This window comes from Novosphingobium sp. RL4 (genome assembly GCF_035658495.1).
Taxonomy (GTDB): domain Bacteria; phylum Pseudomonadota; class Alphaproteobacteria; order Sphingomonadales; family Sphingomonadaceae; genus Novosphingobium.
Genome location: NZ_CP141944.1, coordinates 2,576,345 through 2,600,335, shown reverse-complemented (window position 1 = coordinate 2,600,335; position 23,991 = coordinate 2,576,345). Strand labels below are relative to the sequence as shown.

Sequence of the window (23,991 nt, the reverse complement as noted above, 5' to 3'; positions counted from 1 at the left end):
GCAGTTTGGACCGCTCGCCGCTTGACGGGGCGCGATTCGCGTCATAATTAGAATAGGTATTCCGGTTTTATAAAAGGTGCGCCGAGTTGAGGGTAGCGCCGACATGGGAGAGTTTGATGAGACTGGCATTCGTGCTTCTTTCGACGTCCGCGCTGGCCGTTCCTGTCATGGCCCACGCGCAGACTGCCACTCAGGCAAGCGATGATACGGCCGCGCAGAGCCAGGGTCTGGGCGATATCATCGTTACGGCAAACCGCACCGCCTCCGACGCGCAGGACACCCCGATCGCGCTCAACGTCTACTCCGGCGATGCACTGCGCGATGCCGGCGTCGTGTCGGTCCGGGACCTCGCCCTGATCGACCCCAGCGTGAACATCTCGCCTTCGGCGGGCGCAGCATTCGTTGCAGTGCGCGGCGTTGCCTCCACCGACGTGACGGAGATCGGCGATCCTTCCGTGCCGATTGCACGCGACGGATTCTACACCAACCGACCGTTCTCGATAAACGCCTCGATGTACGATCTCGCGCGTATCGAGGTGCTCAAGGGGCCGCAGGGCACGCTCAACGGGCGCAACTCCACCGGCGGTCTCGTCAGCATCATTACCAACCGGCCGCAGTTCTCCAACGGGGGCTACAGTTCGGTCGAAGTGGGCAACTTCGGTACCTTCAACGGGGAGATGGGCGCCAATCTCGCGGTGAGCGACAACTTCGCGATCCGCGCTTCGGGCACTTTCATGACCCATGACGGCTACCGCAAGCTGGACGCGCCGACGAAGGATGCCGACGACGAGAATTTTGCATCGGGTCGGCTTCAGGCGCTTTATCAGTCGGGTGGCTTCTCGGCATGGGTTTCCTACCAGCACGACTCCCGCAAGGTCCATGGCGATGCCGTGCTGCGGGGGACGCTCGGCGGCCCTCAGCCTGACCTCGACGATATCGGAGACTTCGTGGGTACCACGCCGATTTCCACGCGGCTCGAAGGGGACCGCGTTCGCTGGGAACTGGCCTACAACACCAGCGGCAACCTGAACTTCATCTATTCGGGCGGCTACGACGAACAGCACTGGAAAAACGTGGTCGATGCCACCGGGCCATCCTATCCGGCGAACCGCCAGTTCCGCCAGAGCGAGACCCCCAAGACCTGGAACCACGAATTCCGCGTGAGCAATGACTCCGCTTCGCGTCTGTTCTTCCAGGCGGGCTATTTCCGGTTCCAGGAGAACAACACCGTCGATTCCGGGCTCTACAACCGCGACATGACCGGCGACTTTGCGATCGGCGGCCCGCTGGCGGCACTGGGGCAGCCCGATCAATACGGCATCAAGTTCGACTACAGGATCAAGACCCGCTCGCAGGCGGTCTTCGGGCAGGTCGATTTCGATCTTACCGATCAACTCGAACTGAGCGTGGGCGGCCGCTACACCTGGGACAAGAAGAGCCGCACAGGTCAGGCCGTGCTGGACCTTGCAGCTTTGGCCAGCCCGTTCATCTCTGCGGACCCGATCGTTACGCCGGGTGAAGGCAAGCTCAGCGAGAGCCAGCCGACCTGGCACGCCGGGCTGAACTACCATCCCACGCCCGATACGCTGATCTATGCGAAGTACGACCGCGGCTACAAATCGGGCGGCTTCAATTCCAACGGCAGCGCGGCCTCGATACCCTACGGTCCGGAAAAGCTGGACGCCTTCGAACTGGGTACGAAGAATTCGTTCCTGGGCAACTCGCTCCAGATCAACGCTGACGTCTTCTACTCGAATTATCGGGGCTATCAGGCCTCGCAGACATCCAGCGTGATCGACGGCGGCAGCGGCATCTTCAATGTCGGCAATGCCAAGATCTTCGGTGCCGAGGCGGAAGTGAAGGCGCTGGTGGCCGAGCATACGCGGATCGGCGTCAACGGCACTTACCTGCACACCAAGTTCGGCAACGGTATCGAGGTCAACGATGGCGACAACAGCCCCGTGGATATCAGCGGCAACCGTCTGCCAAATGCCCCGACGTTCACCGTGACCGGCTCACTGGATCAGGACTTCCTCTTCGCCGGTGGAAAGGTCACGGCTCATCTCGACGGGAAGTATTCCTCGAAATATTACTTCTCCGTTTTCAATCTGGATGATGTCTCTACGGAAGACTTCTTCATGGCGAATGCGTCTCTGGCCTACCAGCCTGACGTTGGAGGCTGGAAGATCCAGGCTTTCGTACGCAACATCTTCGACAAGAATGTGCTGGCCTATGCGCAGCAGAACTTCGTGTCGTTCACCAACAATTACCAGTTCCAGCCGCCGCGCACTTACGGCGTCCGGGCGAGCGTGAATTTCTGATGTCTCGGTGATCCTCCGCGGGCGGGCGCGCTTCTCCTCCTGCAAGCGTCCGCGAAGGCACCATATCGCCGGGCAACGATCGGGGGCGCAGCTACTGGCTGCGCCCCTCTTTTTCATTCCCGCGCTGGAGAAGGCAATGCGCCTAGAGGTCAGTCGTGAGGTAGGCCAGGCACATCCGGCCCAGTTCTATCTTCAGTTCCTTCCAGTCCTGAGGATGGACGGACTCCCCGGTCGAGCCGAGGCTCAACTGTCGGGCAAGGGTGGCGAAGATGATCTGATAGGCGGCATTCGCCTTGCGCTCCTGATCGGTGCCCCCGAACTGGTCGCGGTATTCCAGCATGGCGCCGATGCCGAGCGCCGCGGCGCGATTGGCGCTCTGCCGGCCGGGTTCGGCGACCAGTGGATCGAAGGCGGCGCGGGCCATGCTCTGGCGGAGGAGGGGGGCCTCTTCCCGCAGCAGCTCGGCGTAGTTTTCGACGAAGGCGGGAACGACGGTGTTCAGCGAGCTGGATACTCCACGCACCCGCTCCATCATCTCATTCTCGCGCTCTTCCATGCGTTTGAGGTGATCGCCGATAACCGCGCGGACGAGGTTCTCCTTGCTCTCGAACCGCAGGTAGATCGAGCCGATCGAGACATTGCCGGTCTGGCTCACTTCCTGAAGCGTGAACTCCTCGCTTCCGCGTTCCAGCATGAGCTTCTTGGCGGCACTGACCATCCTTTCGAGCGAAGCCTTGCTGCGCCCCTGCTGGGGCTTTCGGCTGACGGAATCGACGGCCAGTTTCTTTTCGGCCTTTTTTTCGCCGGGGCGGGGCTTTGCGCTTGTTGACATGACCGCAACAAACAGCCTATCGAAATAAGAACGTCAATTCTAATTCAGTTTTATTTCACACTGAACCGCACGCCATCGCGGCGGCGGCTATGGCCCCAAGGGAGGGGAAGATGCGCTTTTCCGTTTTTCTGAACGCCCGTTCGCTTGGTCCGGATCAGGACCGGAAGCTGATGAAGGACCTTGAGGGTCACGCAAAACTTGCCGCCGAGCTCGATTACGACGCGATCTTCCTGCCGGACCACCACTTCAACGGTTACATGCCGGTGGCGAGCGACAGCTTCATTTTCGCAGGCTACCTGGCCGCGCAGATGCCGAAGATGCATTTCGGCTTCTCCGTGGTTTCGGTGCCGTTGCACCACCCGGTGCGCCTTGCCGAGCGGATCAACATTCTCGACCAGTTGACTGACGGCAAGCTGCTGGTCGGCGTTGGTTCAGGCACGACGCCGGAAGAGATGATCGGCTTTGCGGTCGACTACAAGGACGCGGGCGCGATCGCGGAGAACAACCTTGCGCTGGCAGAACAGCTCTGGGCCAAGCAGATGGAAGATCCGGCGGTGGTGATCGACAACGGACCTTACAAGGGCCGCGTGCTACAGCGCATCACGCCTTCGCCCTATACGCCGGGCCATGCGCGGTTGATGCCTGTGGCGATGAAGGAGGCCAGTTCGCGCCGCGCGGCCGAGAACGGCTGGCCGGCCTTCATTCCCGCTTTCACCCCGCCCAAGATCGGCGGCACCGAGCCTTTCGCGCACGTCAAGAAGTGGTTCGATATCTACAAGGGTTTCCTGCTTGAAGCCGGGCATTCGGACGAAGTGGTGAAGGCCGCGCTCGACTGGACGACACATACCTATCAGGTGGTCCATGTTGCAGAGAGCGACGACCAGGCGCGCGAGGAACTGGAAGCGATCCTGCGCAGCTACCAGGACGCGATCGAGCGCGAGGCCGAGTTCAATGCGCGTGCCGAAAGCGACGATGCCAACAAGAAGACCGACCGCACGCCGGACGCTTTGTCCGACGACTGGATCGGCACCTGGTGCCTCTACGGCTCGCCGGAAACGGTGGCGGAGCATCTGGCGCCTTACGCCGAACTCGGCATCGGCAATGTGCTGTGCGGCACCACTACGGGACCGTTGACCGAGCAACGCCTTGCTTATGGCGACCAGACCCTGCGCCTGATGGCCGAAAAGGTGATGCCGGCGTTCAAGGCCGCCGTTCCGGCTTGATGGCAAATAGAATGGCGCGGCCCGCAAGAAGGCCGCGCCGCTTGAGGAGAATGCGATGACCGTGATTTCGTCCGCCGCGCCCCGGCGGGTCGTGGGGCTTGGCGGCACGTTCCGCCAGGCCTCGTCCAGTGAACGGATCGTGCGTGCCGTGCTTGTCGAATGCGCGGCACTGGGCGCGGAAACCGTGATGTTCGATGGGGCGGCGCTTGCCGCCTTGCCGCATTTCAACCCTGAAGGCCCGGACCGCACGCCCGAAGAGCAGGCGCTCGTCGAGGCCGTCCGCAGCGCGGATGGGATCGTTATCGGCAGCCCCGGCTATCACGGGGGCTATTCCGGCCTCGTGAAGAACGCCATCGACCTGCTTGAAGACTTGCGCGGCGATCCAAGGGTCTATTTCGATGGGCGTCCGGTCGGCCTCGTGGTGACAGCGGCGGGTTGGCAGGCTTGCGGTACCACGCTTTCGGCGATGCGCGACGTGGTTCACGCGATGCGCGGCTGGCCGACACCGGTAGGCGTTGCGGTCAACTCGGTGGAGCAGAAGCCTTTCGCGCCCGACGGTACGCTGGCGGACGAAGGCATCGCCCGCGCCGTGCGTGCGCAGGCGGAGCAGATCATGGGTTTTCGGACGGAGGCAGTGGCATGAGCGACGTGACCCTTTCACAAGCATGCGCGCTCACCGCGGGCGGCGCGATGTGGGCCACTTTCGCGGTGCCCGATGCGGGCATTCCTGCCTTCACCATGTCCGATGGACCGCTCGGTATCGCCAGCGGCAAAGTGGATGAGCGCGACATCGCCTTGTTAAGCCCATGCTCGACCCTGCTCGGCGCGACCTGGGATCGCGACCTGACCCGCCGCGTCGGCGCACTGGTCGGCAGCGAGGCCGTCTTGCGCGGGGTGGATGCGGTGCTGGCGCCCAACCTCAACCTCGCACGCAGTCCGCTGGCAGGCCGGGCTTTTGAGTATTTCTCGGAAGACCCGGTGCTGACCGGTGTGCTCGGGGCGGAATGGGTGAAGGGCCTGCAATCGACCGGCACCGGCTCGGTCGCCAAGCATCTGGTCTGCAACGATAGCGAGACCTCGCGTGACGAAGTCGACGTGCGCGTGGACGAGAGGACTTTGCGCGAAGTCTATCTGCTGCCATTCCAATATGCTGCAGACGCGGGCTGCGTCGGGTTGATGGCCGCCTATAACCGCGTCAACGGGTCGTGGTGCTCGGAGCAGGCCCATGTTCTTACGCAAGTCGTCAAGCAGGACTGGTGCTTCGAAGGCCTCATCATGAGCGATTGGTTCGGCACGCATTCCAGCGAAGGCACGATCAATGCCGGCCTCGATCTGGAAATGCCCGGACCTTCGCGGTTCATGGGGGGCAAGCTGGAAGCGGCTGTCGCGGCAGGGGCGGTCGATCCGGCGCGGGTGGAGGATGCTGCATCACGCATCGCTGCGGTCGCGCGCCGGATCACCGGCGACAAGGCGCCGCCGATACCTGCTGCCGAAGCCGAGGCCCTGCTGGTAGAGGCTGCCGCGGCCGGATTTACCCTGCTGCGCAACGAAGGCGATATGCTGCCGCTCGTGCCCGGAACGGTGAAGACGCTGGCGGTGATCGGCCCCAATGCCTGGGCGCCATGCTTCCAGGGCGGCACTTTCGCCAAGATTTCGATTTCGCCCGATGCGCCGACGCCGGTGGAGACCTTGCGCGCGGCCTACGGCGCTTCGTGCGAGATCCTGTTCGAACCCGGTGTCGATCCGCAGCCGCGTCTGCCGAACATGAGTGTGACACCCGCGCTCGATATCGGCGACGGCTGCACGAGCGGCATGACGCTTGAGTACTTCGGTGCGCCGGATTGCGTGGGCGACGTGCTCACACGCGAGACGCGCGATACCAACTCGCTTGTCTGGTTCGTCGGGGTCCACGATCAGGCGCGCTTTACCGAACCGGGCTCGGTGCGTGCCAGCGGGCGCTACACCGCGAAGCGCGCCGGCGCGCATATGCTGCACCTCGGCTCTACCGGCGCGGCGCGCATTCTCGTCGACGGTGAGGAAGTCATGCGTGCAGGCGGGGAGATCCCGGCGGGCGACGTGATGGGCGTGCTCAAGCGCGGCGATTCCGATCATGTGAGCTTCCATCTCGCGGAGGGACAGGAAGTGACGATCGCAGTCGAATTCTCGTGGACAGGGGGCCGTGTGCAGGGCTTGTGGTATGGCCTGCGCGGCCCCGGCAGTGCCGAGGAAATGCTGCAGGCCGCGGTCGATGCAGCGCGTGCGGCGGATGCGGTCTTCTTGATCGTGGGAGAGACTTCGGACTCCAGTGTCGAGAGCAAGGACCGCGCCGACACCCTGCTGCCTGCCGAGCAAATCCACCTGATCGAAGCGGTGACGGCTGCCAATCCGCGCACGGCGGTGGTCGTCAACGTCGGCCATGCTTTTGACAGCGCGTGGGAAGACAGGACGGCGGCGCTGCTGTCGGTCTGGTATCCGGGGGAGGGCTTCGCCCGCGCTCTGGCCGACGTGCTTTCCGGTACGCGCGAGCCGGGTGGCCGTCTTCCGGTGACCATGGCTGCGGATGAGGGCGACTACCCGGCGTTCGCGCTTCAGCCTGCAAGTGACGGCACGCTGACCTATTCGGAAGGCACACTGCTGGGCTATCGCGGTCTCGCAGCGAGCGGAAAGGCTGCGCGTCATCCGTTCGGCTCGGGCATGGGCTATGCGCGCTTCGCGTGGGCGAGCGCTGCGGTCGAAGGAGGCATGCTGCACCTCACCGTTACCAACACCTCGGACCGCACCGGCAGCGATGTCGTGCAGGTCTATCGCGATAACCCCGAGTGCGCGCTGGTGGGCTTCGCCCGCGTCGAACTGGCTGCGGGGGAGAGCCGCCGCATTGCCGTGCCGCTCGAACCGCGCGCGCTGCAGCGCTGGGGCGAGCAGGGCTGGGAACCCGTAGCCGACCATCTCGTGCTGCGTCTTGCGCGCCATTGCGAAGATGAGGGGCTGACCTTGGAAATGGAGATTGCTGCGCTCGCCTGAAGCGCAGCAATCCCAAAGAAAAGGCCCGCCGGGATCGCTCCCGGCGGGCCTTTCTTATGCGCGGCGTTGCCGGATCACGCCATCAGCGGCGTTCGCCTGCGTGTCATGCCCATGCCGAGCGCGGCGAGGGCGACTGTCAGCGAGAGTACGCCCGCGCTGAGGAACGCGCCCTGCATGGAGCCCGTCGCACCATTCGCCTGATGAACGAGCACAGGCGAGATGAACTGTCCGAAGAAGAACGATCCGGTCCAGATGCCCATGCCCCGGCCGCGATGCTCGAAGGGGAACTTGGTCTGGGCCCAGGCGATGAGAGAGGGCACTGCCATGCCCGCGCCGGTCTGCTGGATGGCAAGGCCGACGATCATCTCGCCCGGGTTGCGGGCAAGACCGATCACGGCAAGGCCGGTGCCGAGAATCGCAAGGAAGGCGCCGAGCTGTACGCCGTTGGATCGGCCCGAGAGGATACGGAACAGCAGCGCGCCGAGAATGACGAACAGGCTGGGAAGGAAGCTCATCTTGGCGACGGCGGCGGGATCGGTGACGCCCACTTCGCCGAAGGCAATGCTGCCGTTGACGATGAAGACGTAGTACTGTGCGGCCGAGAACAGCGTCAGCGCGGCGACGCCGAGCGCGGCGCCGACCGGGAAGCGAGCCTTCTCGCCGGTCGGCTCTGCCGGAGTTTCATCATGTGCCGCGCGGCCCTTGGGTTCGTAGAGGAACGCCAGCATCGCGAAATAGATCGGGAAGGCGACCAGATAGACGAGGAAGCCGCCGTTCCACCGCATCGAGGCGACAAGCCCAGACATCAGGATCACGCCCGAAGCCAGGAACGGCCCGATCACCCCTTGCAGGAACAGCCAGTTTCGGCGGCTTTCGTTATCCCAGTAATCGCCGAGCAGGGTGTTGACGATGGTGAGGATGCCCGCCTCGCAAACGCCCAGCGCCAGGCGGCTGGCGAAAATGTGGTTCAGGTCGTCGAGGAAGAACGGCAGGGTGCCGAACAGGCCGTAGAAGAACGTGCAGATCAGCAGCAGCCGGCGGCGGCCGAACTTGTCCACGAACCAGCCCGCGAACGGTGCGAGGATCGCGATGGTGAGGCCCGGCGCGGTGACCATGAGCGGCACTTTGGCCGCGGCGTCCGGGTCGGTCTGGAAGTGGGCGATCATCGATGCCACGATCGGGAACATCGAGACGATCGCGAAGATCGGAAGGAAGGCCGCGATGACGATCGTCATGCCCTGCGGCTTCATGGTGAGCTTGCTGAAGAATCGGGAAACCGGGTTCATGCCTCTCCGCCCGCGCCGCTGTCCGGCGCTATATTAGAATTTCTATTCCTGTTTGATATCGGCGTTTCTGACCGCGGTCAATGCAATCGAAGGCCTTGACCTGACCCCTCATATAAAATTAGAACCATCATTATAAATCATACGAGAGGAAGCATGACGAAAGCGCGCCTGCGGATGGGCATTGTCGGCAGAGGGCCGGGGTCGTTCATTGGCTCGGTCCACCGAATCGCTGCCGAAATGGACCGCGAGATCGAACTGGTGGCGGGCGCTTTCAGCAGCGATGCCGTGCGCTCGCAGCAGGCGGGAGAAAGCTATCGCATCGATCCGGCGCGTGCCTATGCCGATCTCGAGACGATGCTGCGCGAAGAAGCCGCGCGTGAGGACGGGATCGATTTCGTGGCGGTGACGACGCCGAACTTCCACCATCTCCCCGCCTGATCGAAATGAGACGGATCATGAAGACGATAAAGGGCCTCTCTCGGATCGCAGGCCAGGAAGCCGACCATGCGGGCAATGCGCCGACAAGGGATATCGACGCATGAGCGCTCATACTTCCGGCTGGAACCGCCGCGAATTCACCGCGGGTGCGGCGCTGCTGGCGCTGGCTCTGGGCATTCCTGCAGCGGGCGTGAAGCTTACCGCTCTCGACGAGCGCGAACTGCCGAGCGACCGCCAGCGCAATCTGATCGCGGAGGTTTCCGATCTCGTGATCCCGCGCACCGATACGCCTGGCGCGAAGGACGTGGGGGTCGGCGATTTCGTCGTGCTGGCGCTTGCCCATGGTCTTTCCGGCACGCGCGCGCCGATGGCCGCAGGCATGGTGACGGCGGCGCTTGAACCGTTCCGTCGCCGCGACGGTTCGCTGCGCCATCTCCCATGGCTGGAACACACGCTCGACCGCGCGGCGGGCGGCGATTTTCTGCGACATGACCCGGCGGAACGTGTGCGGCTACTGACGGCGCTCGATACCCAGGCTTTCGCCCAAGGCGCGCCACCATCGCCGTGGACGGCGATCAAGGGGCTGATCCTGACCGGCTACTACACCAGCGAAGCCGGCGGATCGCAGGAACTTCGCTATGAACTGGTGCCCGGAAAATGGGAGTGGGACATCCCTCTCAAGCCCGGCGACCGCGCATTCTCCAGCGACTGGACCGCAGTGGATTTCGGCTGACATGACCAACAACACGCAATTCGACGCTATTGTCGTTGGCTCCGGCATTACCGGCGGCTGGGCGGCCAAGGAACTGACCGAGGCGGGCCTTACCGTCCTGATGGTCGAGCGCGGCCGCAATATCGAGCATCAGACGGGCTATGAGACCGAACTCAAGGCCCCGTGGGAAATGCCGTTTCGAGGGCAGGGCGACGCCGAGCTTTATGCCCGCGAATATCCGGTGCAGATGCTCAACCGGCATTTCAACGAGTTCACCGAAGGCCACTTCGTCAACGATGCCGAGCAGCCCTACCAGAAGGCGAAGGGCAAGGACTTCGACTGGTTCCGCTCCTACCAGCTCGGCGGGCGTTCGCTGACATGGGGGCGGCAGTGCTACCGCTGGTCGGACTATGATTTCGGCGCCAACAAGCGGGATGGTTTCGGCACCGACTGGCCGATCCGCTATGCCGACCTTGCCCCGTGGTACGACAAGGTAGAGGAATTCGTCGGCGTATCGGGCGCGGCGGAAGGGCTGGCCCAGCTTCCGGACGGCCGTTTTCTGCCGCCGATGGAATTGAACTGTGTCGAGGCGGCCGTCCGTGAGCGGATCCGGGCGAAGTATCCGGACCGGGTGATGACAATCGGCCGCACCGCGAACCTTACCGAGGCACGTCCCGAACAGGGCCGGGCGCACTGCCAGTATCGCAGCATCTGCGCGCGCGGCTGTTCCTACGGCGCCTACTTCTCGACGCAATCGGCAACACTGCCGGCGGCGAAGAAGACCGGGCGGCTCAAGGTCGTTACCGACGCGCAGGTCCACAAGGTGGATTACGATGCGAAGACCGGCCGGGTTACCGGGGTGCGCTGGATCGACACGAAGACCGGCGAGCACAAGGTTGCCTATGCCCGCGTGGTGTTTCTGAACGCGGGGGCGTTCAACTCGGTCCACCTCATGCTCAACTCGGCTAGCGAAGCGATGCCTCGCGGCCTTGCCAATTCGAGTGGGGTGCTCGGCACGCACATCATGGACCATGCCAATACGATGGCGGCCATGGCGGTGATGCCTGGATTCGAAGGCCGGACCAGCTTCGGCAATCGGCCCACCGGCATCGTCATCCCGCGTTTCCGCAATCTCGACACGCTGGACGGGGACGGCTTCACGCGCGGCTATTCGTTCCAGGGCGGCGCGCTGCAAGGCACCTGGACGCGCGGCAAGCGGATGGGCGGCATCGGCAAGGATTACAAGGAAGAGCTGCACCAGATCGGTCCGTGGACGATGGTGCTGGTGGTCTTCGCGGATTCGATGCCGCGCGCCAGCAATCGACTGACGCTGAGCAACCGCACGGACCCGCGCGGCGTCCGCCAGCTCGAGATTGCCTTCGAGCATGGCAAGGAGGAAATGGCGGCGCTTGCCGATGCGCATCGCGAGGCGACCGCGATGCTGACCGACGCGGGCGGCCACGTCATCATGGGCTTCGACAAGCCGGGCCATGGCGGCACTTCCATTCACGAAATGGGCGGCGCGCGGATGGGTTGGGACCCAGGGACTTCGGTGCTCAATCGCCTTAGCCAGGCCCACGACATTCCAAACCTGTTCGTCACCGATGGCGCACAGATGAGCTCATCTGCCTGCCAGAACCCTTCGCTCACTTACATGGCGCTCACTGCGCGGGCCTGCGCGACGGCGGTTTCGATGCTGAAGGAAGGCGTAATTTGACCGCCATGGCATCGCCGTTTCCGGCGCAGGTCATGGACCTGACCGAGCGACAGAAATCGCTGGCCTACCTGACATTGATGGTGGCGCTGGTTCTTGAGATCGTGGACGTCACCATCGTCAACACCGCGCTGCCGGTGATCGAACAGGACTTCGGCGCGGCGGCGGCACAGGCGCAATGGGTCGCGGCGGGCTACTCGCTGGCATTTGCCCTGCTGTTGATGCTGGGCGGCCGGCTGGGGGATGCTTTCGGCTACAATCGCCTGTTCATTGGCGGCGTGGCGGGCTTCACGTTTGCCTCGATGCTTTGCGGGCTCTCTCGCAGCCCGGAACAACTCATCGCCGCGCGCGTGCTTCAAGGCGGAGCGGGGGCGATGATGGCGCCGCAGGTCATGGCATTGATCCAGGTCCTGTTCCAGCCACTGGAGCGCGTGGCGAAGCTGGCATGGGTCGGCGTCATCGGCGGCCTTTCAGCCATCTGCGGGCCGATCATCGGCGGCGTGCTGATCCATGCCAATCCCTTCGGCCTGGGGTGGCGCAGTGTGTTCCTCATCAACGTGCCGGTCGGCGTGTTGGCAGTGATCGTCGCGTGGAAGTTGCTGCCTTCTGCGCGTTCGTCCCTGACGCGCGGGATCGACGGTGGTGGAACCATGCTGTTCGCCGCGTCTATGGCTGCGATGCTCTATCCGCTTGTGCGGGGGCATGACCTTGGCTGGCAACCCTGGCATCTCGCCTTGCTCTTCGCGGCTCCGATCATGCTGGCGCTGGTCTGGCGGCGGACCGAGAGACGCGCAAAAGTCGGGGCCGCGACGCTTTATGCGCCTGAACTCTTCCATCAAAGGCAGTTCGCGCTTGGCCTTGCGATCGCGCTGGCATTCGGCGCGGCGACGGGCGGCTTCCTGTTCGTCTTCGCATTCGGGGCGCAGAAATTGCTCGGTTTCTCTCCACTGGAAACCGGCCTGCTGCACATCCCGTTCAGCGCCGGGGTCATGCTCGGTATTGCCTTTCTCGGCCGCAAGCTCGTGACGAGCCACGGCAAATGGGTGCTGGTAGGCGGGATCACGCTGATGGCATTGTTTGCCGGAGGCACTCTGGCGTGGATCGAGACCGACGTGTCGTTCTGGTGGGCACTGCCATGTCTTGCTCTTGCCGGGACCGGCATGGGCATGACCAGCGGCCCGCTGACGCCGGTGATCCTCGCGCGCGTCGACCGGAGCCATGCGGGCACGGCAAGCGGTTTCATCAAGACGGTGCAGGAACTCGGCATGGCGCTGGGCATCGCCATAGTCGGTACGGCCTTCTTCGCCGGTGCGCCGACAGGAGAGGTCGGCGCGGTCCTGCCTGCGATCGCCGCCATCGAAGGGCTGATGCTGATATGCCTGGTTCTGGCGTTCCGGCTTCCGGCGCCCTTGTTCCCCGAACATGACGCGTGACTGGAATTGTATTCCATAGCGAGGGGGAGGGCGGCCAGGCCGCCTCCCCCTCGTAGCCGATCAGGCAAGCGCCTTGTAACGATAGTCCCTGAAACGTGCCGAACCCTTGCCGCTGGCGAAGATCGCCGGGCGCAGGCTTGCCAGGTCGTCCATGGTATTGGCGTGGTAGCCGGAGACTTCGCTGCGAACAGCGTGGCGAACCCACTCACCACCTGGCGTGCGGTGATACATGGAGACGATTTGCCGATCGTTGACGATCCGCAAGTCGATCCTGCTGCCTTTCTCCACCGGCTCCTGCCAGTAACTCGCCTTGCCGCCACGATAGCTTACCATGCGCTCGCCATCGTAAGCCATGCCGAGGAACAGCCGGTCGTTGAAGAACAGGAGCAACCCTGCAGACGCACCGTCCGTCAGCTCTACAGAGACTGAGCACTCGTAGGCGTGATCGCCGACAAGGTGGGTCAGCGGAGAGCAGTCCTGCGGTCCGGTGCCTTTCGCTGCAAGTGTCAGCGCATTGCCGCCGACGGTTGCCCGTGCACCAGCGCCCGGGGCCTGGTTGTAGAAACGCCAGCGCGAGCCGAGAGACTGGCCTGAGAAATCGTCCGACCACGCCATGCCGTGCGGCCCCGCCTCGCCCCCGGAAGGCTTGGCGAGCGGGCGTGCAAGGTCGGCGCCCATCGCGTGAGGCCAGCCCTGCTTGTCCCACCGGATCGGTTCGAGCAGGGTCTGCCGACCGAGCGTGTAGAAGCCGTTCTCATATCCGTGATAGACGGCCCACCAATCTCCCGCAGGACCTTCCACGAAGGTGGCGTGACCGCGGGACAGCCATTTGTCCGCAGGGTTCCAGGTGCGGATCACGGGATTGTGAGGGCAGTCCTCCCAAGGCCCGTGAACCGAGCGCGAACGGGCCACCGTCACCATGTGGCCGGTAGGGGGGCCGGCGGTGCCGCCCACCGCTGTCACGAGATAAAACCAGTCGCCTCGCCGGAACAACTTGGGGCCTTCCAGCGAGTAGGCTTCGGTCACCCAGTCGTCAGGATATTTCCACCCGTCATAGACTTTCTCCACCGGACCGTCCGTGGCGAGGCCGTCGTCGGTCAGGCGCACGCGGTTGACACCGGACAGGAAGAGATAGCGTTTGCCGTTTTCACCCACGACATGGCCGGGGTCGATCAGGCCGCCGATGCCGAGGTCGACCGGCTCGCTCCACGGTCCGCGAATATCGTCCGCGTGGCTGACACAGATGTTGGCGAAGCTTTTGAGCCCTTCCGACCACGGCGCCGCCATGAACGGAATGTAAATGTAATATCGCCCTTCATGCTTCACGAGATCGACCGCGAAGACCGTGCCCAGCGGCTTTTCCAACGCGGAAGCTATCGGCGTCCAGTTCACGAGATCGCGCGAATGCCAGATCAGCAGTCCGGGCGCGGCTTCGAAAGAGGAATGCGTGAGATAGTAGTCTTCGCCGTCTTTGAGAATCGTCGGATCGGGATAGTCGCCGGCGAGTACTGGATTGAGGTAGGTGCCATCCCCTTGATCGGCCCGGCGCTGGCCCTCGATCCCGTTCCTCGCGGGAGGCTTCCCGGCGGCGGCGAGCGCCGGTGCGGGAAGGCCCGTCACCAGTCCTGCCACCGCGCCCAAATGCAGCGCGTCACGCCGGTTCATCATGCCTCGAGCGAGACGCGCTTGGCATCGGTGTTGATCGACGGGAAAGGCAGGTAGGAAACACGGAGTTGCTGGAGCAGAGCGAGTTCGTGCTCGCCATCGGGGAACCCGCCCGGATGATCGACAAGGATCGTCGCCGCTGTCCCGAAGGGCCACCGCCGGTCGTAAGCGGTTTCCATCTCGTCCAGCGTGATGGCGCCTCCGCCTTCATCGAAGCGAACCGCCGCGCGCGGAAGCGAGGCCCCGTCGATGGACACGTCCAGCTTCTCGATCATCGAGAGGCCAAGCCCGCGATAATAGCCGAGCTTGGCCTCGAAGGAGAACCCCGTGGGCGCATCGGCCGGGCCGGTGTTGCGCAGCGAAGCGGCGTCGATAAGATACTTGTCGAACATCAGGCGGTCTCCAGTTCCGCTTCGGCCTTGGCTATCAGGCGCTCGAACATCACATGCTGGCGGCGGACCTGCTCGCGGCTGTCGACCGGCGAGACGTCCTGGATCCAGCGATTGCCTTCGTATTCGCTCGAAAGCGTGCCTTCCCAGCCGCATTTCACCAGTTCGGGTATCACGTCGTCGTAGGCGATAGTGGGGTCCGTGCAGTCTTGTGCCATGCCGTAGAACTTGGCCTGTATATGGCGGAAGTACGGTGCATAATCGCCGATCCGTTTAGGGTTGGCGTAAGGCGCGTGGCGCAGTGTCTCGGCCATGGCGATCTCGGCCTTGTTGCCGCCCATCTTCACCGCGACTTCGTAGATCGTGTATTCGCACATGATCTTCTGTTCGTGCTGGTCGACGATGAACTGCGCCACTTCCGGCCGCGCACCCTGCCGTTCGAAGCGGGCGCGGAATTCCGGCGGGTAGTGTTTCATGAAGATGCCCATGTCGGGCAGGATGCCTAGATGCTTCGTGCCGATCCGGTCCGCCACGTCGATGGTGCGGAGGATCCATGCATGTTCGAGATGCCACGGTGCATGGACTTCCACGCCCATGTGGACATCCAGTTCCTCCGCATGGGGCACGCATTTTTCGAGGATGTCGGGGCGCACGAAGACAAGCACACGCATGTTGCGGATGCCGAGCCGGTTGCAGAGCACGAGGTCGCGCCGGATACTTTCCACCTGCTCCTCGTCCGAGAGGGTCTCGCCCTTGCGCAGCTTGGTGTCGAGGAACATGTCGTAACAAGTGAAATGCGCGCCGTGGCGGGCCAGCATGTCCTGCCAGCGCGCCACTTCCGCATCGTCGATGTGGGGGAAACGCGGCATGTTCTGTTCGGGCAGGATCTCGATCCCTTTCGCGCCGATTGAGGCGCCAAAGGCAATGCAGTCCTCAACCGACATCTGCCCCAGGAACATTTCTTCCTGGAAGCTGTAAAGGCTCACGCCCCGTTCTATCTTCGCCATCAACCCCTTCTCCCGGGCGTGCCCGTGCAGCGCCTCATAGTATTAGAATTACTATTCCTGTTTGTGCGAAACGCAGGGGGCTGTCAATCTGGCGGGGCCGCAATTTTTGAAAGTCCGTCAGCCGCGCCGTTCGATGGCGATGACGCGGTCGGCAAGCCGGTCCACTTCGGCACGGTCATGGCTGACATAAAGGATCGGCAGCGCCAGTTCGTCGCGTATGCGCTCGATCACGGTCAGGATTTCCTCACGCCTTTCGGCGTCAACCGAGGCGAGAGGCTCGTCCATCAGAAGGAACCGCGGACCGGAAAGCAGGGCGCGGCCGATTGCCACGCGCTGGGCTTCGCCGCCCGAAAGCGTCGCGGGCATGCGCTCCAGCAGATGGCCAATTCCGAGAAAGCCCAGCGCGGTTTCCAGATCCATCCAGCGTTGGCCAGCAGGTGCAAGGCGCCACCCGTAGAGCAGGTTGTCGCGTACGGACCGATGGGAAAAGAGCCGCAGGTCCTGGAACACGTAGCCACAGCGGCGCTGTTCGGGCCTGAGATCTATCCGCTTCGTGCTGTCGAACAGCACGGTGTCTTCGACATGGATGCGGCCCTGGACAGGCCGGGCAAGGCCGGAAATCGCATCGAGCAGGGATGTCTTGCCTGCGCCTGACGGACCGAACAGTGCCGTCAGCCCGCCTTTTTCCGTGCGGAAGGCATAATCGAAACGTTCCGTTCCGCGGCGGAGCGAGATGTCGAGATCAAAGGGCATGATGGGCACGCCCCTGACCGCTGCGCCGCGCCAGCCACTCGGACGCCACGAGGGCGATAACGGAGACGAGGATGGACAGCACGGCAAGCCGCGTGACCTGCCACTCCGCACCGGGCATCTGCAGCGCGCTATAGATCGCGAGCGGGAGGGTCTGCGTCTCGCCGGGAATGTTGGAGGCGAAAGTGATCGTTGCGCCGAATTCGCCGATAGAGCGGGCAAGGCCCAGCACCAGGCCAGCCAGAACGCCCGGCATTGCCAGCGGGAGGGTGATCGTTCGGAACGTATGCCAGTGCCCTGCACCGAGCGTCCGGGCTGCGTCTTCAAGGCGGCGATCCACGGCTTCGATAGAAAGCCGCATCGCACGAACCATCAGGGGGAGAGCCATGACCGCAGCTGCGAGCGCGGCGCCGGTCCAGCGGAAGATGAAGGTGAGGCCCAGCCATTCGGCGAAAAAGCGGCCCAGCGGTCCGTTGGTGCCGAACGCGATCAGCAGCAACCAGCCAGTGACGACAGGGGGCAAGACCAGGGGCAGGTGAACCAGTGCGTCGATCAGCACTTTGCCCGGAAAGCGCCAGCGTGCCAGTATCCATGCCAGGGCGAAGGCAACAGGTAGCGCGGCCACCATGGCAACTCCGCTCACCTTTAGCGACAGGATCAGGACCTGCCATTCGTCGGGAGTGAGCAGCGTCACGAGCGGAAAAGGTGCGTCAGCGCGTGCCGAAGCCGAAGCGGCGGAACACGGCCTTGCCTTCGGCGGAGATCAGGAACCGGCGAAATGCCTCGGCATCGCGGTGTCGGGATGAGGCGAGAACCGCGACCGGGTAGCTGATCGGATCGTGCGAGGATGGGGGGAACGTATCGGCGACCCGCACGCCGGGTTCGGCTTTCGCATCAGTGCTGTAGACTATGCCGAGCGGCGCGGCGCCCCGGCTGACCAGCGCGAGGGCGGCGCGAACGTTTTCGGCCGGTGCGAGCCTGTTCTGGACCGAGGGCCAGACCTTGAGCCGGGTCAGTGCCTGTCGGGCGTAAAGTCCTGCGGGGACCGCATTCGGGTCCGCCACGGCCAGCCGGCCGGAGCCGAGCGCGGCGGCCAGCGGAAAGCCGGGACGGATCTTGATGCGCACAGGCTTTCCGGCGGGGGCGATCAGCACCAGGTTGTTGGTGAGAAACGATACGCGGGTCTTCGGGCGCAGAAGACCCTTGGACTGCACTTCGTCCATCCAGGGCTCGTCCGCGGAGATGAACAGGTCGGCAGGGGCGCCGGCCTCGACCTGGCGGGCAAGGGCGGAAGATCCCGCGAAGGAGATTTTCGGTCGGGAATGGCCTTTGGCGACCCAGGCATCCGCGGCGGCGTTCATCGATTCCTGGAGACTGGCCGCAGCAAGCACGAGCGGACCTGACTGCTGCGCCATGGCCGAAGGCGAAAGTGCCGTGAAGGCCGCAAAAAGCGAGATCAGAATGGCGAGAAGCCGGCGCATCTTCGAATGATCTCCAGGTTTGGCTGTATTCGTTCGTATATGGCCTGAGGTCGTGTTTGCAAGGCAATGATGGCTCGGAAATTCATGCGGAGGGCTGGTCTGAATCGGAACATCTTTTCCAAGCGGTCTATGCGGGAGTACTCTGTGCAAGCTCAGGGGAAGGTGTTAGCATCGTCGATGCGCGAACAGTTCCAGGCCGTCACGCCAAAAGACGGACGGGCATGGAACCGGCGGGGAAACCGCCGCGTGCTGGTTGGGATGTCTTGTGGGGATGACTTGATGAAGGTCGCTGAAGAAGGAATTATCCGTTTCGAACGCCGTCCGGACCAGCTTGCTGGCCTGCAGATGGGGATCAGTTCGGGATTGGTCTATGCCGGGCAGGACGCAGGATCGCGGGATCAGGTCCATGACGCTCGCGGGTTGTTGATCGCGGTGGGCCTTTGCGCCTGTTGCTGGCTCGGGCTCGGTTACTTCCTGCTTACCTGAGCGCGAAAGCGGCCCGGCTCCGGGTGCCGCGTCAGTTCTCGCTGCTGTCCGTCACCCAGCCTCCCGCCGTGGCGACGTAGAGCCGCGCCACGTTCCGGTATTGGCGGCTGCGCGTGTCGAGCAGGGTAAGCTGTGCACGTTGATAGGCACGGTTGGCGTCGAGAACCTGCAGCACGCCGCTGTTGCCCACCTTGAAGCTGCGGCGTGACAGGTGGAGCGAACGATCGGCCAGATCGGCTGCGGACTGTCGTTCGGCGAATTCACGGTTGTCATTGCCGAGCGCCGAAAGCAGCCCGGAAACCTGCCCGAAAGCTTCCGTCACCACTTGCTGGTACTGCGCCGATGCGCCGCGTGCTTCGGCCTCGGCGCCGCGCTTTTCCGCTTTCAGCGTGCCGCCATGGAAGATCGGGGCCGAGAGGCCCGCGAAAATATCGAAGGCATTGAAGCGACTGCTGGTGATCTGTCCGGGTTGCGAGGTCTGCTGCGTCAGCGACGCGCCGATCGTCACGTCGGGATAGAGTTGGGCCGTCGCCACGCCGACTGCGGCAATGGCGGCATGAAGCCGTGCTTCGGCTTCAAGAATGTCAGGCCGCTTGTGAACCAGCGCCGAAGGCAGGGCGACGGGTACGCGTGCGGGCAGGGTGAACTGCTGCAGGGTGAAGGGAGTAGGGCCGAGTTCGGCGGGTGATATTCCGAGCAGCACGGCCAGCATGGCGCGCCCTTCGACAAGCTGCTGTTCGAACGAAGGCATGTTCGCGCGGTCTTCGGCGAGTTGGCCCTGCGCACTGAGCACTTCCACCAGAGTGCCGTCCCCTCCCTTGCGCCTGGCCTCGGTCAGCGTAACGTTTCGTTCGTCTTCCGAGAGAAGCTGGCGCACCGTGGCGATGCGGTCGTTGAGTGCGGCGATGGCGAGGACCTGTTCGACCACCCGCCCGGCGATGAGCAGGTGCGCGGCCTGCGTGGCGCGGCCCTCGGCTTCGGCTTGCGCCTTGGTCTGTTCCAGCGCACGAGAGTTGCGACCGAACAGGTCGAGGTCGTAACTGATCCCGGCCCCCAAAGTGTAGAGGTCGAATTCGGGATTGGGAATTTCGGCGCCACCAAAACTGTCGGACAGGCCGAAGGCGGCGAGGTTGACGCGTTGATACTCGGCGCGCCCATTGGCATCGACTTGCGGAAGGCGGCGACCGGCAGCGGCGGCGATGCGCTCCCGCGCCTTTTCCAGCGTCGCGCGGCTTGCGGCGAGCGAATGGTTTCCGGCCAGTGCGCGCTGCACCAGGCTATCCAGTTCGGGAGATGCAAAAGCGTTCCACCAGCCCGCTTGCGGGCCATCTCCCAGCACTGCGCCGGGGTACGCGCCTTGAGCATACCCCGGCGATGCAGAAGGCGGCGGCGGAGCCGCGAAATCCGGGCCAACCTTCATGCAGGCGGCGGTCAGCAGGAGCGGTAGCAGGACGGAGGCCTTGCGGAACACGTTATTCCCCGAGTGCAAGAGTGCTGGTGTCGACATCGTTCGCCTTCTTCACGCGCATCATCAGGACGAGCGGGATGAGGCAGAGCGTCAGCACGAACACCATGTGAAAGAGTGAAATGTCGCCGACCATCGTCGCCTGCCTGACGACCTCGCCGTAGATCCGGGTCAGGGACTGGGTCGAATCGAAGTCGAAACCTGGCCGTGCGTAGTCGAACACGGGATTGTCGGGCCTTATGCCCTGCACCAGTTCGCTGCGTGATGCGGCGATATAGTGGACGAACTGATACTGTATCACCGATATGCCCACGGCATTGCCGACATTGCGCGTGAGTGCGAACATCGAAGCGCCTTCGTTGCGCAGCGCCGGATCGAGCGTGGAGAACACGATCACCGAGAGCGGCACGAAGATCATCCCGCTGCCCAGTCCCTGCACCAGTCCTGCCAGAACGAGCGTGCTCTGGTCGACGTAGAGATCGACGTGAGAATACATCAACATCCCGCAGCCCATCAGTATGAGCCCGGTGACGATGATGATGCGGGTGTCGACGAACTTCACCAGCCGGGTGACCAGCAGCATCGAGATCAGCGTGCCGATCGCGCGGGGCAGACTGATGAACCCGGCTTGGAGCGCGGAATAGCCAAGCAATGACTGGGTCATGACCACGATCATCGGGATCGTGGCGAAGGCGACTATACCGATCATCATGCTGAAGACCGAACCGATCGCGAAATTCCGGTCGCGGAACAGCTGCGGCCGGATGAAGGTATCCCTTGAAGTCGCCATGTGAACGGCCATGAGGTAGGTCGCGAGAGCGAGAACCACGGCGTAGATGCGGATTTCGGAGGAGTCGAACCAGTCGAGATGCTCTCCCCGGTCGAGCAGGAGCTGGAGCGACGTCAACGCGACCGAGACCATGACGAAGCCCAACAGGTCGAAGCGCGTCTTCACCCGGCTCTTCCGGCGCACGAGGAAGATCGACATGCCGATGAAGGCAAGGATGCCGAAAGGCACGTTGATGAAGAACACCCAGCGCCAGGACATCGCATCGGTAAGATAGCCGCCGAGCGTGGGCCCGACGATCGGTCCCGCCATCGAGCCGAGCGCGAAGATCGCCATGGCTTTGGCATGATCCTCGGGCGGGTTGATATCGAGCAGGATAGCCTGACTGAGCGGGACCAGCCCGGCTCCGCAGGCTCCCTGCAAAAACCGGGCAAGAATGATGGTCTGCAGATCCGTGGCGAGCCCGCAGAGCGCTGACGCGGCAGTGAAGCCGGCTACCGAGAACAGCATGACGTTCTTGCGGCCTACCCGCCCGGCCAGCCAGCCGCTGAGCGGCGTGGCGATGGCCCCGGCAACGAGGTAGCTCGTCAACACCCAGAGCACCTGTTCCTGCGAGGCTGAAAGGCTCGCCTGCATGTGCGGCAGCGCGACATTGGCGATGGTGATGTCCACCGCAACCATGGTCGATGCGATCATCGAAGGGATGGTTATCAGCAGACGCCGCATCGGCGTGGGATAGGGGGATGCGGGCATGGCTGGCACCGCGGAACCGCCGTTCCGGCTCAAGGCCGGCGTGCCGGCGCGGCCGGTGTATCGGCGGCGAACAAGCGACGTTCATGGCGGGTATCGACTTCGACATGGACGCTCAGGCCCGCGCCGAGCGGAAGGTCGCCTGCGGATTCTTCTATCGCGATCTGGACCGGCAGTCGCTGGACGACCTTGACCCAGTTGCCGGTTGCATTGTCCGCCGGAAGCACCGCGAAGCTCGATCCGGTCCCGGGGCTGAAACTTTCGACATGGCCCTTGAAGGCGCGGTCGGGGAAGGCGTCGAGTCTGACCGTGGCGTGCTGGCCCGCGCGCATGTAGCGCAGTTGATCTTCCTTGAAGTTCGCCTGCACCCAGAAACGTTCGCCGGTTAGCATGAAAACGGCGCGGCCCGGGGTGACGTAGTTACCGGGCTGAAGCTGGTTCACGCGTGTCACCACGCCGTCCTGCGGGGCCCGGACGACGGTGTCGGAAAGGTCTATCCGCGCCTGGTCCAGTTTTGCCGCCGCCTTGCGCACTTCGGGCAGGGTTGAGGTGTCACCCTCGATCAGGCCGGCAAGGCTGGCGCGAAGGCTTTCGGCTCGGGCCTCGGCAGCGGCGACGCCTTCGCGGGCGGTGCGCGCTTCGGTTGCAGCCTGTTCGTACTGCGCGCGAGAGGAAATTCCCTCTGCCATGAGCGATTTCTGGCGAGCGGCTTCGCTTGCCGCATAATCCTGTTTCGCCCTTGCCGCGCCGACCTGCGACAGTGCTTCGCGATAGTCTGCCCGCTGCGAACTCGCGTCTGTCCGGGACTTGGCCAGTTCGGCTTCCGCCTCCGACACCGCTGCTGCAAAACTGCCGGACTTGATGCGGAACAGCACGTCACCCTTACGGACGTGCTGATTCTCCCGCACTTCGACGGAAACGACCGTGCCGGCGATGCTGGGGCTGATCGCGACCATGCCGGTCTGAAGCGCCGCATTGTCGGTTTCTTCGTAGCGACCTCCGGCGAGGTAGAACCAGATCACACCCGTCAAGGCGACCAGCGGCCCAGCCAGCATCAGAACCCTTCGCAGACGACGCCTGGCCGGGCGGACGGGCAGGGAAATCTGGTTCTCTGCCGCGATCGTTGTTTCGGCGTTCATGCTTTTTCCAGTGCCTTTCAGGCGAGACTCGTCGTGTCGCGCAGGTACTAAGCATGGTTATTATAAGCAAGAGGAAGGTTGCAAGGGTGTCTATCTGGAATCGCGCTTGCGATGGGTTGGAGGGGCCGTGCGAACAGGGTGGGGTTCAGGGCGCGAGAAATGCCTTCACGTCACCCATGAACCTGTTGAACTGGTCATGATGGAGCCAATGGCCGGCGTCTTCGTATTCGACTAGCCGAGCCGTGGGGAACCAGTCTATCCGCCCGTCGTCGGCCGGGCTCTGCGAGAAGCTGTTCTTGCCCCACAGCATGAGCACGGGGCAGGTGATGGCTTGCCACAAGGCAACCACATCCGAAGTCGGCAGATCCGATACGGACCAGACATTGACGTAGTTGTCGAATTTCCAGCTCCAGGTGCCGTCCTCGTTGCGGCTGGCGCCATGGATCGTCAGATGGCGTGCCTGCTCCTCGGTAAGGAAGGAGTTCTCCTCTTTCATCCGCTGGTAGGCGTCCTTGCGGGTCGCGTACTTGCGCGGCATCCGTCCGGAGGCCCGGCGCTTGTCCTCGATCCATTGTTTCAGCCGGTCGCCGATCCCGCGCTCTTCCATCTGGCGGCGGATGTGCGGTGGCGGGCCGAGCCCTTCGATATTGACGAATTTCTCGACTTTCTCGGGGAACAGGCCGGTGAAGCGCGTTGCGACGTTTCCGCCGAGCGAATGGGCGATGATGGTCACTTTCTCGTGCCCCAACGTATGCACGAGCTGGGCGAAATCGTAGACGAGGGCGTCCATTCCGTAGTGGCCCTCGGGAGACCATTCGGAATCGCCGTGGCCGCGCAGATCCGGACAGATCACGTGCCAGTCCTGTCGCAGTTCCTCGGCCACCCAATCCCAGCTGCGGCAATGGTCGCGCCCGCCGTGCTGGAGAATCAGCGGCGGCGCGTCCGGGTTGCCCCAGTCGACATAGTTGAGCCGCAGGCGCTGCGAGATGAAACGGTTGGAGGTCGGTCCGAGCTGGCTTTTCATGCCGAAATCGTGATCCCCGGCGCGGCGCAGGTCAATGGGGGCACCGGTATTCCGCGCCGCCGCGAGGC

At 63.6% G+C, this 23,991-nt stretch carries 21 protein-coding genes; 9 read left to right on the top strand and 12 right to left on the bottom strand.

Going from position 1 to position 23,991, the window contains the following annotated elements:
- Positions 1–116 precede the first annotated feature (116 nt).
- Positions 117–2,321, top strand: coding sequence for a TonB-dependent receptor (locus tag U9J33_RS12690; protein WP_324695760.1), 2,205 nt, complete (start codon positions 117–119; stop codon positions 2,319–2,321).
- A gap of 142 nt (positions 2,322–2,463) precedes the next feature.
- Here the strand turns inward: U9J33_RS12690 and U9J33_RS12685 are convergent, their stop codons facing one another.
- Entirely contained in the window at positions 2,464–3,153 is a 690-nt protein-coding gene (locus U9J33_RS12685) for a helix-turn-helix domain-containing protein (protein WP_324695758.1), read from the bottom strand.
- 110 nt (positions 3,154–3,263) lie between these two features.
- Here U9J33_RS12685 and U9J33_RS12680 point away from each other — a divergent pair, with 110 nt between their 5' ends.
- The 3 genes from U9J33_RS12680 to U9J33_RS12670 are packed head-to-tail and all read left to right on the top strand — an operon-like array spanning position 3,264 to position 7,397.
- The gene (locus tag U9J33_RS12680) at positions 3,264–4,376 is read left to right on the top strand and encodes an LLM class flavin-dependent oxidoreductase (protein ID WP_054438801.1); all 1,113 of its coding nucleotides are present in this window, start codon (positions 3,264–3,266) and stop codon (positions 4,374–4,376) included.
- Positions 4,377–4,431: 55 nt separating this feature from the next.
- Positions 4,432–5,019, top strand: a complete 588-nt coding sequence (locus U9J33_RS12675; protein WP_324695755.1) for an NADPH-dependent FMN reductase — start codon at positions 4,432–4,434, stop codon at positions 5,017–5,019.
- Positions 5,016–7,397, top strand: coding sequence for a beta-glucosidase (locus U9J33_RS12670; RefSeq protein WP_324695753.1), 2,382 nt, complete (start codon positions 5,016–5,018; stop codon positions 7,395–7,397). The genes U9J33_RS12675 and U9J33_RS12670 overlap by 4 nt, the downstream gene beginning before the upstream one ends.
- Positions 7,398–7,471: 74 nt before the next feature.
- Here U9J33_RS12670 and U9J33_RS12665 read toward each other — a convergent pair whose 3' ends face one another.
- The gene (locus U9J33_RS12665; protein WP_324695751.1) at positions 7,472–8,683 is read right to left on the bottom strand and encodes an MFS transporter; all 1,212 of its coding nucleotides are present in this window, start codon (positions 8,681–8,683) and stop codon (positions 7,472–7,474) included.
- Between the two features lie 153 nt (positions 8,684–8,836).
- Between U9J33_RS12665 and U9J33_RS12660 the strand changes: the two genes are divergently transcribed.
- The 4 genes from U9J33_RS12660 to U9J33_RS12645 all read left to right on the top strand — a co-directional run bounded on the left by U9J33_RS12660 (position 8,837) and on the right by U9J33_RS12645 (position 12,980).
- On the top strand, positions 8,837–9,121 hold the full coding sequence (locus tag U9J33_RS12660) for a Gfo/Idh/MocA family oxidoreductase (protein ID WP_324695749.1): 285 nt from the start codon (positions 8,837–8,839) through the stop codon (positions 9,119–9,121).
- Between the two features lie 100 nt (positions 9,122–9,221).
- The gene (locus U9J33_RS12655; protein ID WP_185997150.1) at positions 9,222–9,854 is read left to right on the top strand and encodes a gluconate 2-dehydrogenase subunit 3 family protein; all 633 of its coding nucleotides are present in this window, start codon (positions 9,222–9,224) and stop codon (positions 9,852–9,854) included.
- Position 9,855: 1 nt separating this feature from the next.
- Positions 9,856–11,550: a GMC family oxidoreductase gene (locus tag U9J33_RS12650; protein ID WP_324695746.1), complete on the top strand. Its 1,695-nt coding sequence runs from the start codon at positions 9,856–9,858 to the stop codon at positions 11,548–11,550.
- Between the two features lie 5 nt (positions 11,551–11,555).
- Complete coding sequence (locus U9J33_RS12645; RefSeq protein ID WP_324699056.1) at positions 11,556–12,980, top strand: MFS transporter; 1,425 nt, start codon at positions 11,556–11,558, stop codon at positions 12,978–12,980.
- A 60-nt stretch (positions 12,981–13,040) separates the two neighbouring features.
- Here U9J33_RS12645 and U9J33_RS12640 read toward each other — a convergent pair whose 3' ends face one another.
- From U9J33_RS12640 to modA, 6 genes are all read right to left on the bottom strand, one after another.
- A complete protein-coding gene (locus U9J33_RS12640) occupies positions 13,041–14,648 on the bottom strand; it encodes a family 43 glycosylhydrolase (RefSeq protein ID WP_324695744.1) in 1,608 nt (535 codons plus the stop codon).
- The gene (locus U9J33_RS12635; RefSeq protein WP_324695742.1) at positions 14,645–15,037 is read right to left on the bottom strand and encodes a C-glycoside deglycosidase beta subunit domain-containing protein; all 393 of its coding nucleotides are present in this window, start codon (positions 15,035–15,037) and stop codon (positions 14,645–14,647) included. The genes U9J33_RS12640 and U9J33_RS12635 overlap by 4 nt, the downstream gene beginning before the upstream one ends.
- Positions 15,037–16,041, bottom strand: a complete 1,005-nt coding sequence (locus tag U9J33_RS12630; protein WP_324695740.1) for a sugar phosphate isomerase/epimerase family protein — start codon at positions 16,039–16,041, stop codon at positions 15,037–15,039. Before U9J33_RS12630 ends, U9J33_RS12635 begins: the two co-directional genes overlap by 1 nt.
- 117 nt (positions 16,042–16,158) lie before the next feature.
- Positions 16,159–16,794 carry a molybdenum ABC transporter ATP-binding protein gene (locus U9J33_RS12625; RefSeq protein WP_324695738.1) on the bottom strand — a complete coding sequence of 212 codons (636 nt, stop codon included), beginning with the start codon at positions 16,792–16,794 and terminating at the stop codon, positions 16,159–16,161.
- Complete coding sequence (modB, locus tag U9J33_RS12620; RefSeq protein WP_324695736.1) at positions 16,784–17,485, bottom strand: molybdate ABC transporter permease subunit; 702 nt, start codon at positions 17,483–17,485, stop codon at positions 16,784–16,786. Before modB ends, U9J33_RS12625 begins: the two co-directional genes overlap by 11 nt.
- A gap of 16 nt (positions 17,486–17,501) precedes the next feature.
- The gene (modA, locus tag U9J33_RS12615) at positions 17,502–18,272 is read right to left on the bottom strand and encodes a molybdate ABC transporter substrate-binding protein (protein WP_324695733.1); all 771 of its coding nucleotides are present in this window, start codon (positions 18,270–18,272) and stop codon (positions 17,502–17,504) included.
- A 279-nt stretch (positions 18,273–18,551) separates the two neighbouring features.
- Between modA and U9J33_RS12610 the strand changes: the two genes are divergently transcribed.
- Positions 18,552–18,758: a hypothetical protein gene (locus U9J33_RS12610; RefSeq protein ID WP_324695731.1), complete on the top strand. Its 207-nt coding sequence runs from the start codon at positions 18,552–18,554 to the stop codon at positions 18,756–18,758.
- Between the two features lie 31 nt (positions 18,759–18,789).
- On the opposite strand, the gene U9J33_RS12605 is transcribed toward U9J33_RS12610, so the two are convergent.
- From U9J33_RS12605 to U9J33_RS12590, 4 genes are all read right to left on the bottom strand, one after another.
- Positions 18,790–20,229 carry an efflux transporter outer membrane subunit gene (locus U9J33_RS12605; RefSeq protein ID WP_324695729.1) on the bottom strand — a complete coding sequence of 480 codons (1,440 nt, stop codon included), beginning with the start codon at positions 20,227–20,229 and terminating at the stop codon, positions 18,790–18,792.
- Position 20,230: 1 nt separating this feature from the next.
- Positions 20,231–21,763: a DHA2 family efflux MFS transporter permease subunit gene (locus U9J33_RS12600; RefSeq protein WP_324695727.1), complete on the bottom strand. Its 1,533-nt coding sequence runs from the start codon at positions 21,761–21,763 to the stop codon at positions 20,231–20,233.
- 29 nt (positions 21,764–21,792) lie between these two features.
- Positions 21,793–22,899: an HlyD family secretion protein gene (locus U9J33_RS12595; RefSeq protein ID WP_324695725.1), complete on the bottom strand. Its 1,107-nt coding sequence runs from the start codon at positions 22,897–22,899 to the stop codon at positions 21,793–21,795.
- 145 nt (positions 22,900–23,044) lie between these two features.
- On the bottom strand, positions 23,045–23,923 hold the full coding sequence (locus U9J33_RS12590) for an alpha/beta hydrolase (RefSeq protein WP_324695723.1): 879 nt from the start codon (positions 23,921–23,923) through the stop codon (positions 23,045–23,047).
- Positions 23,924–23,991 lie beyond the last annotated feature (68 nt).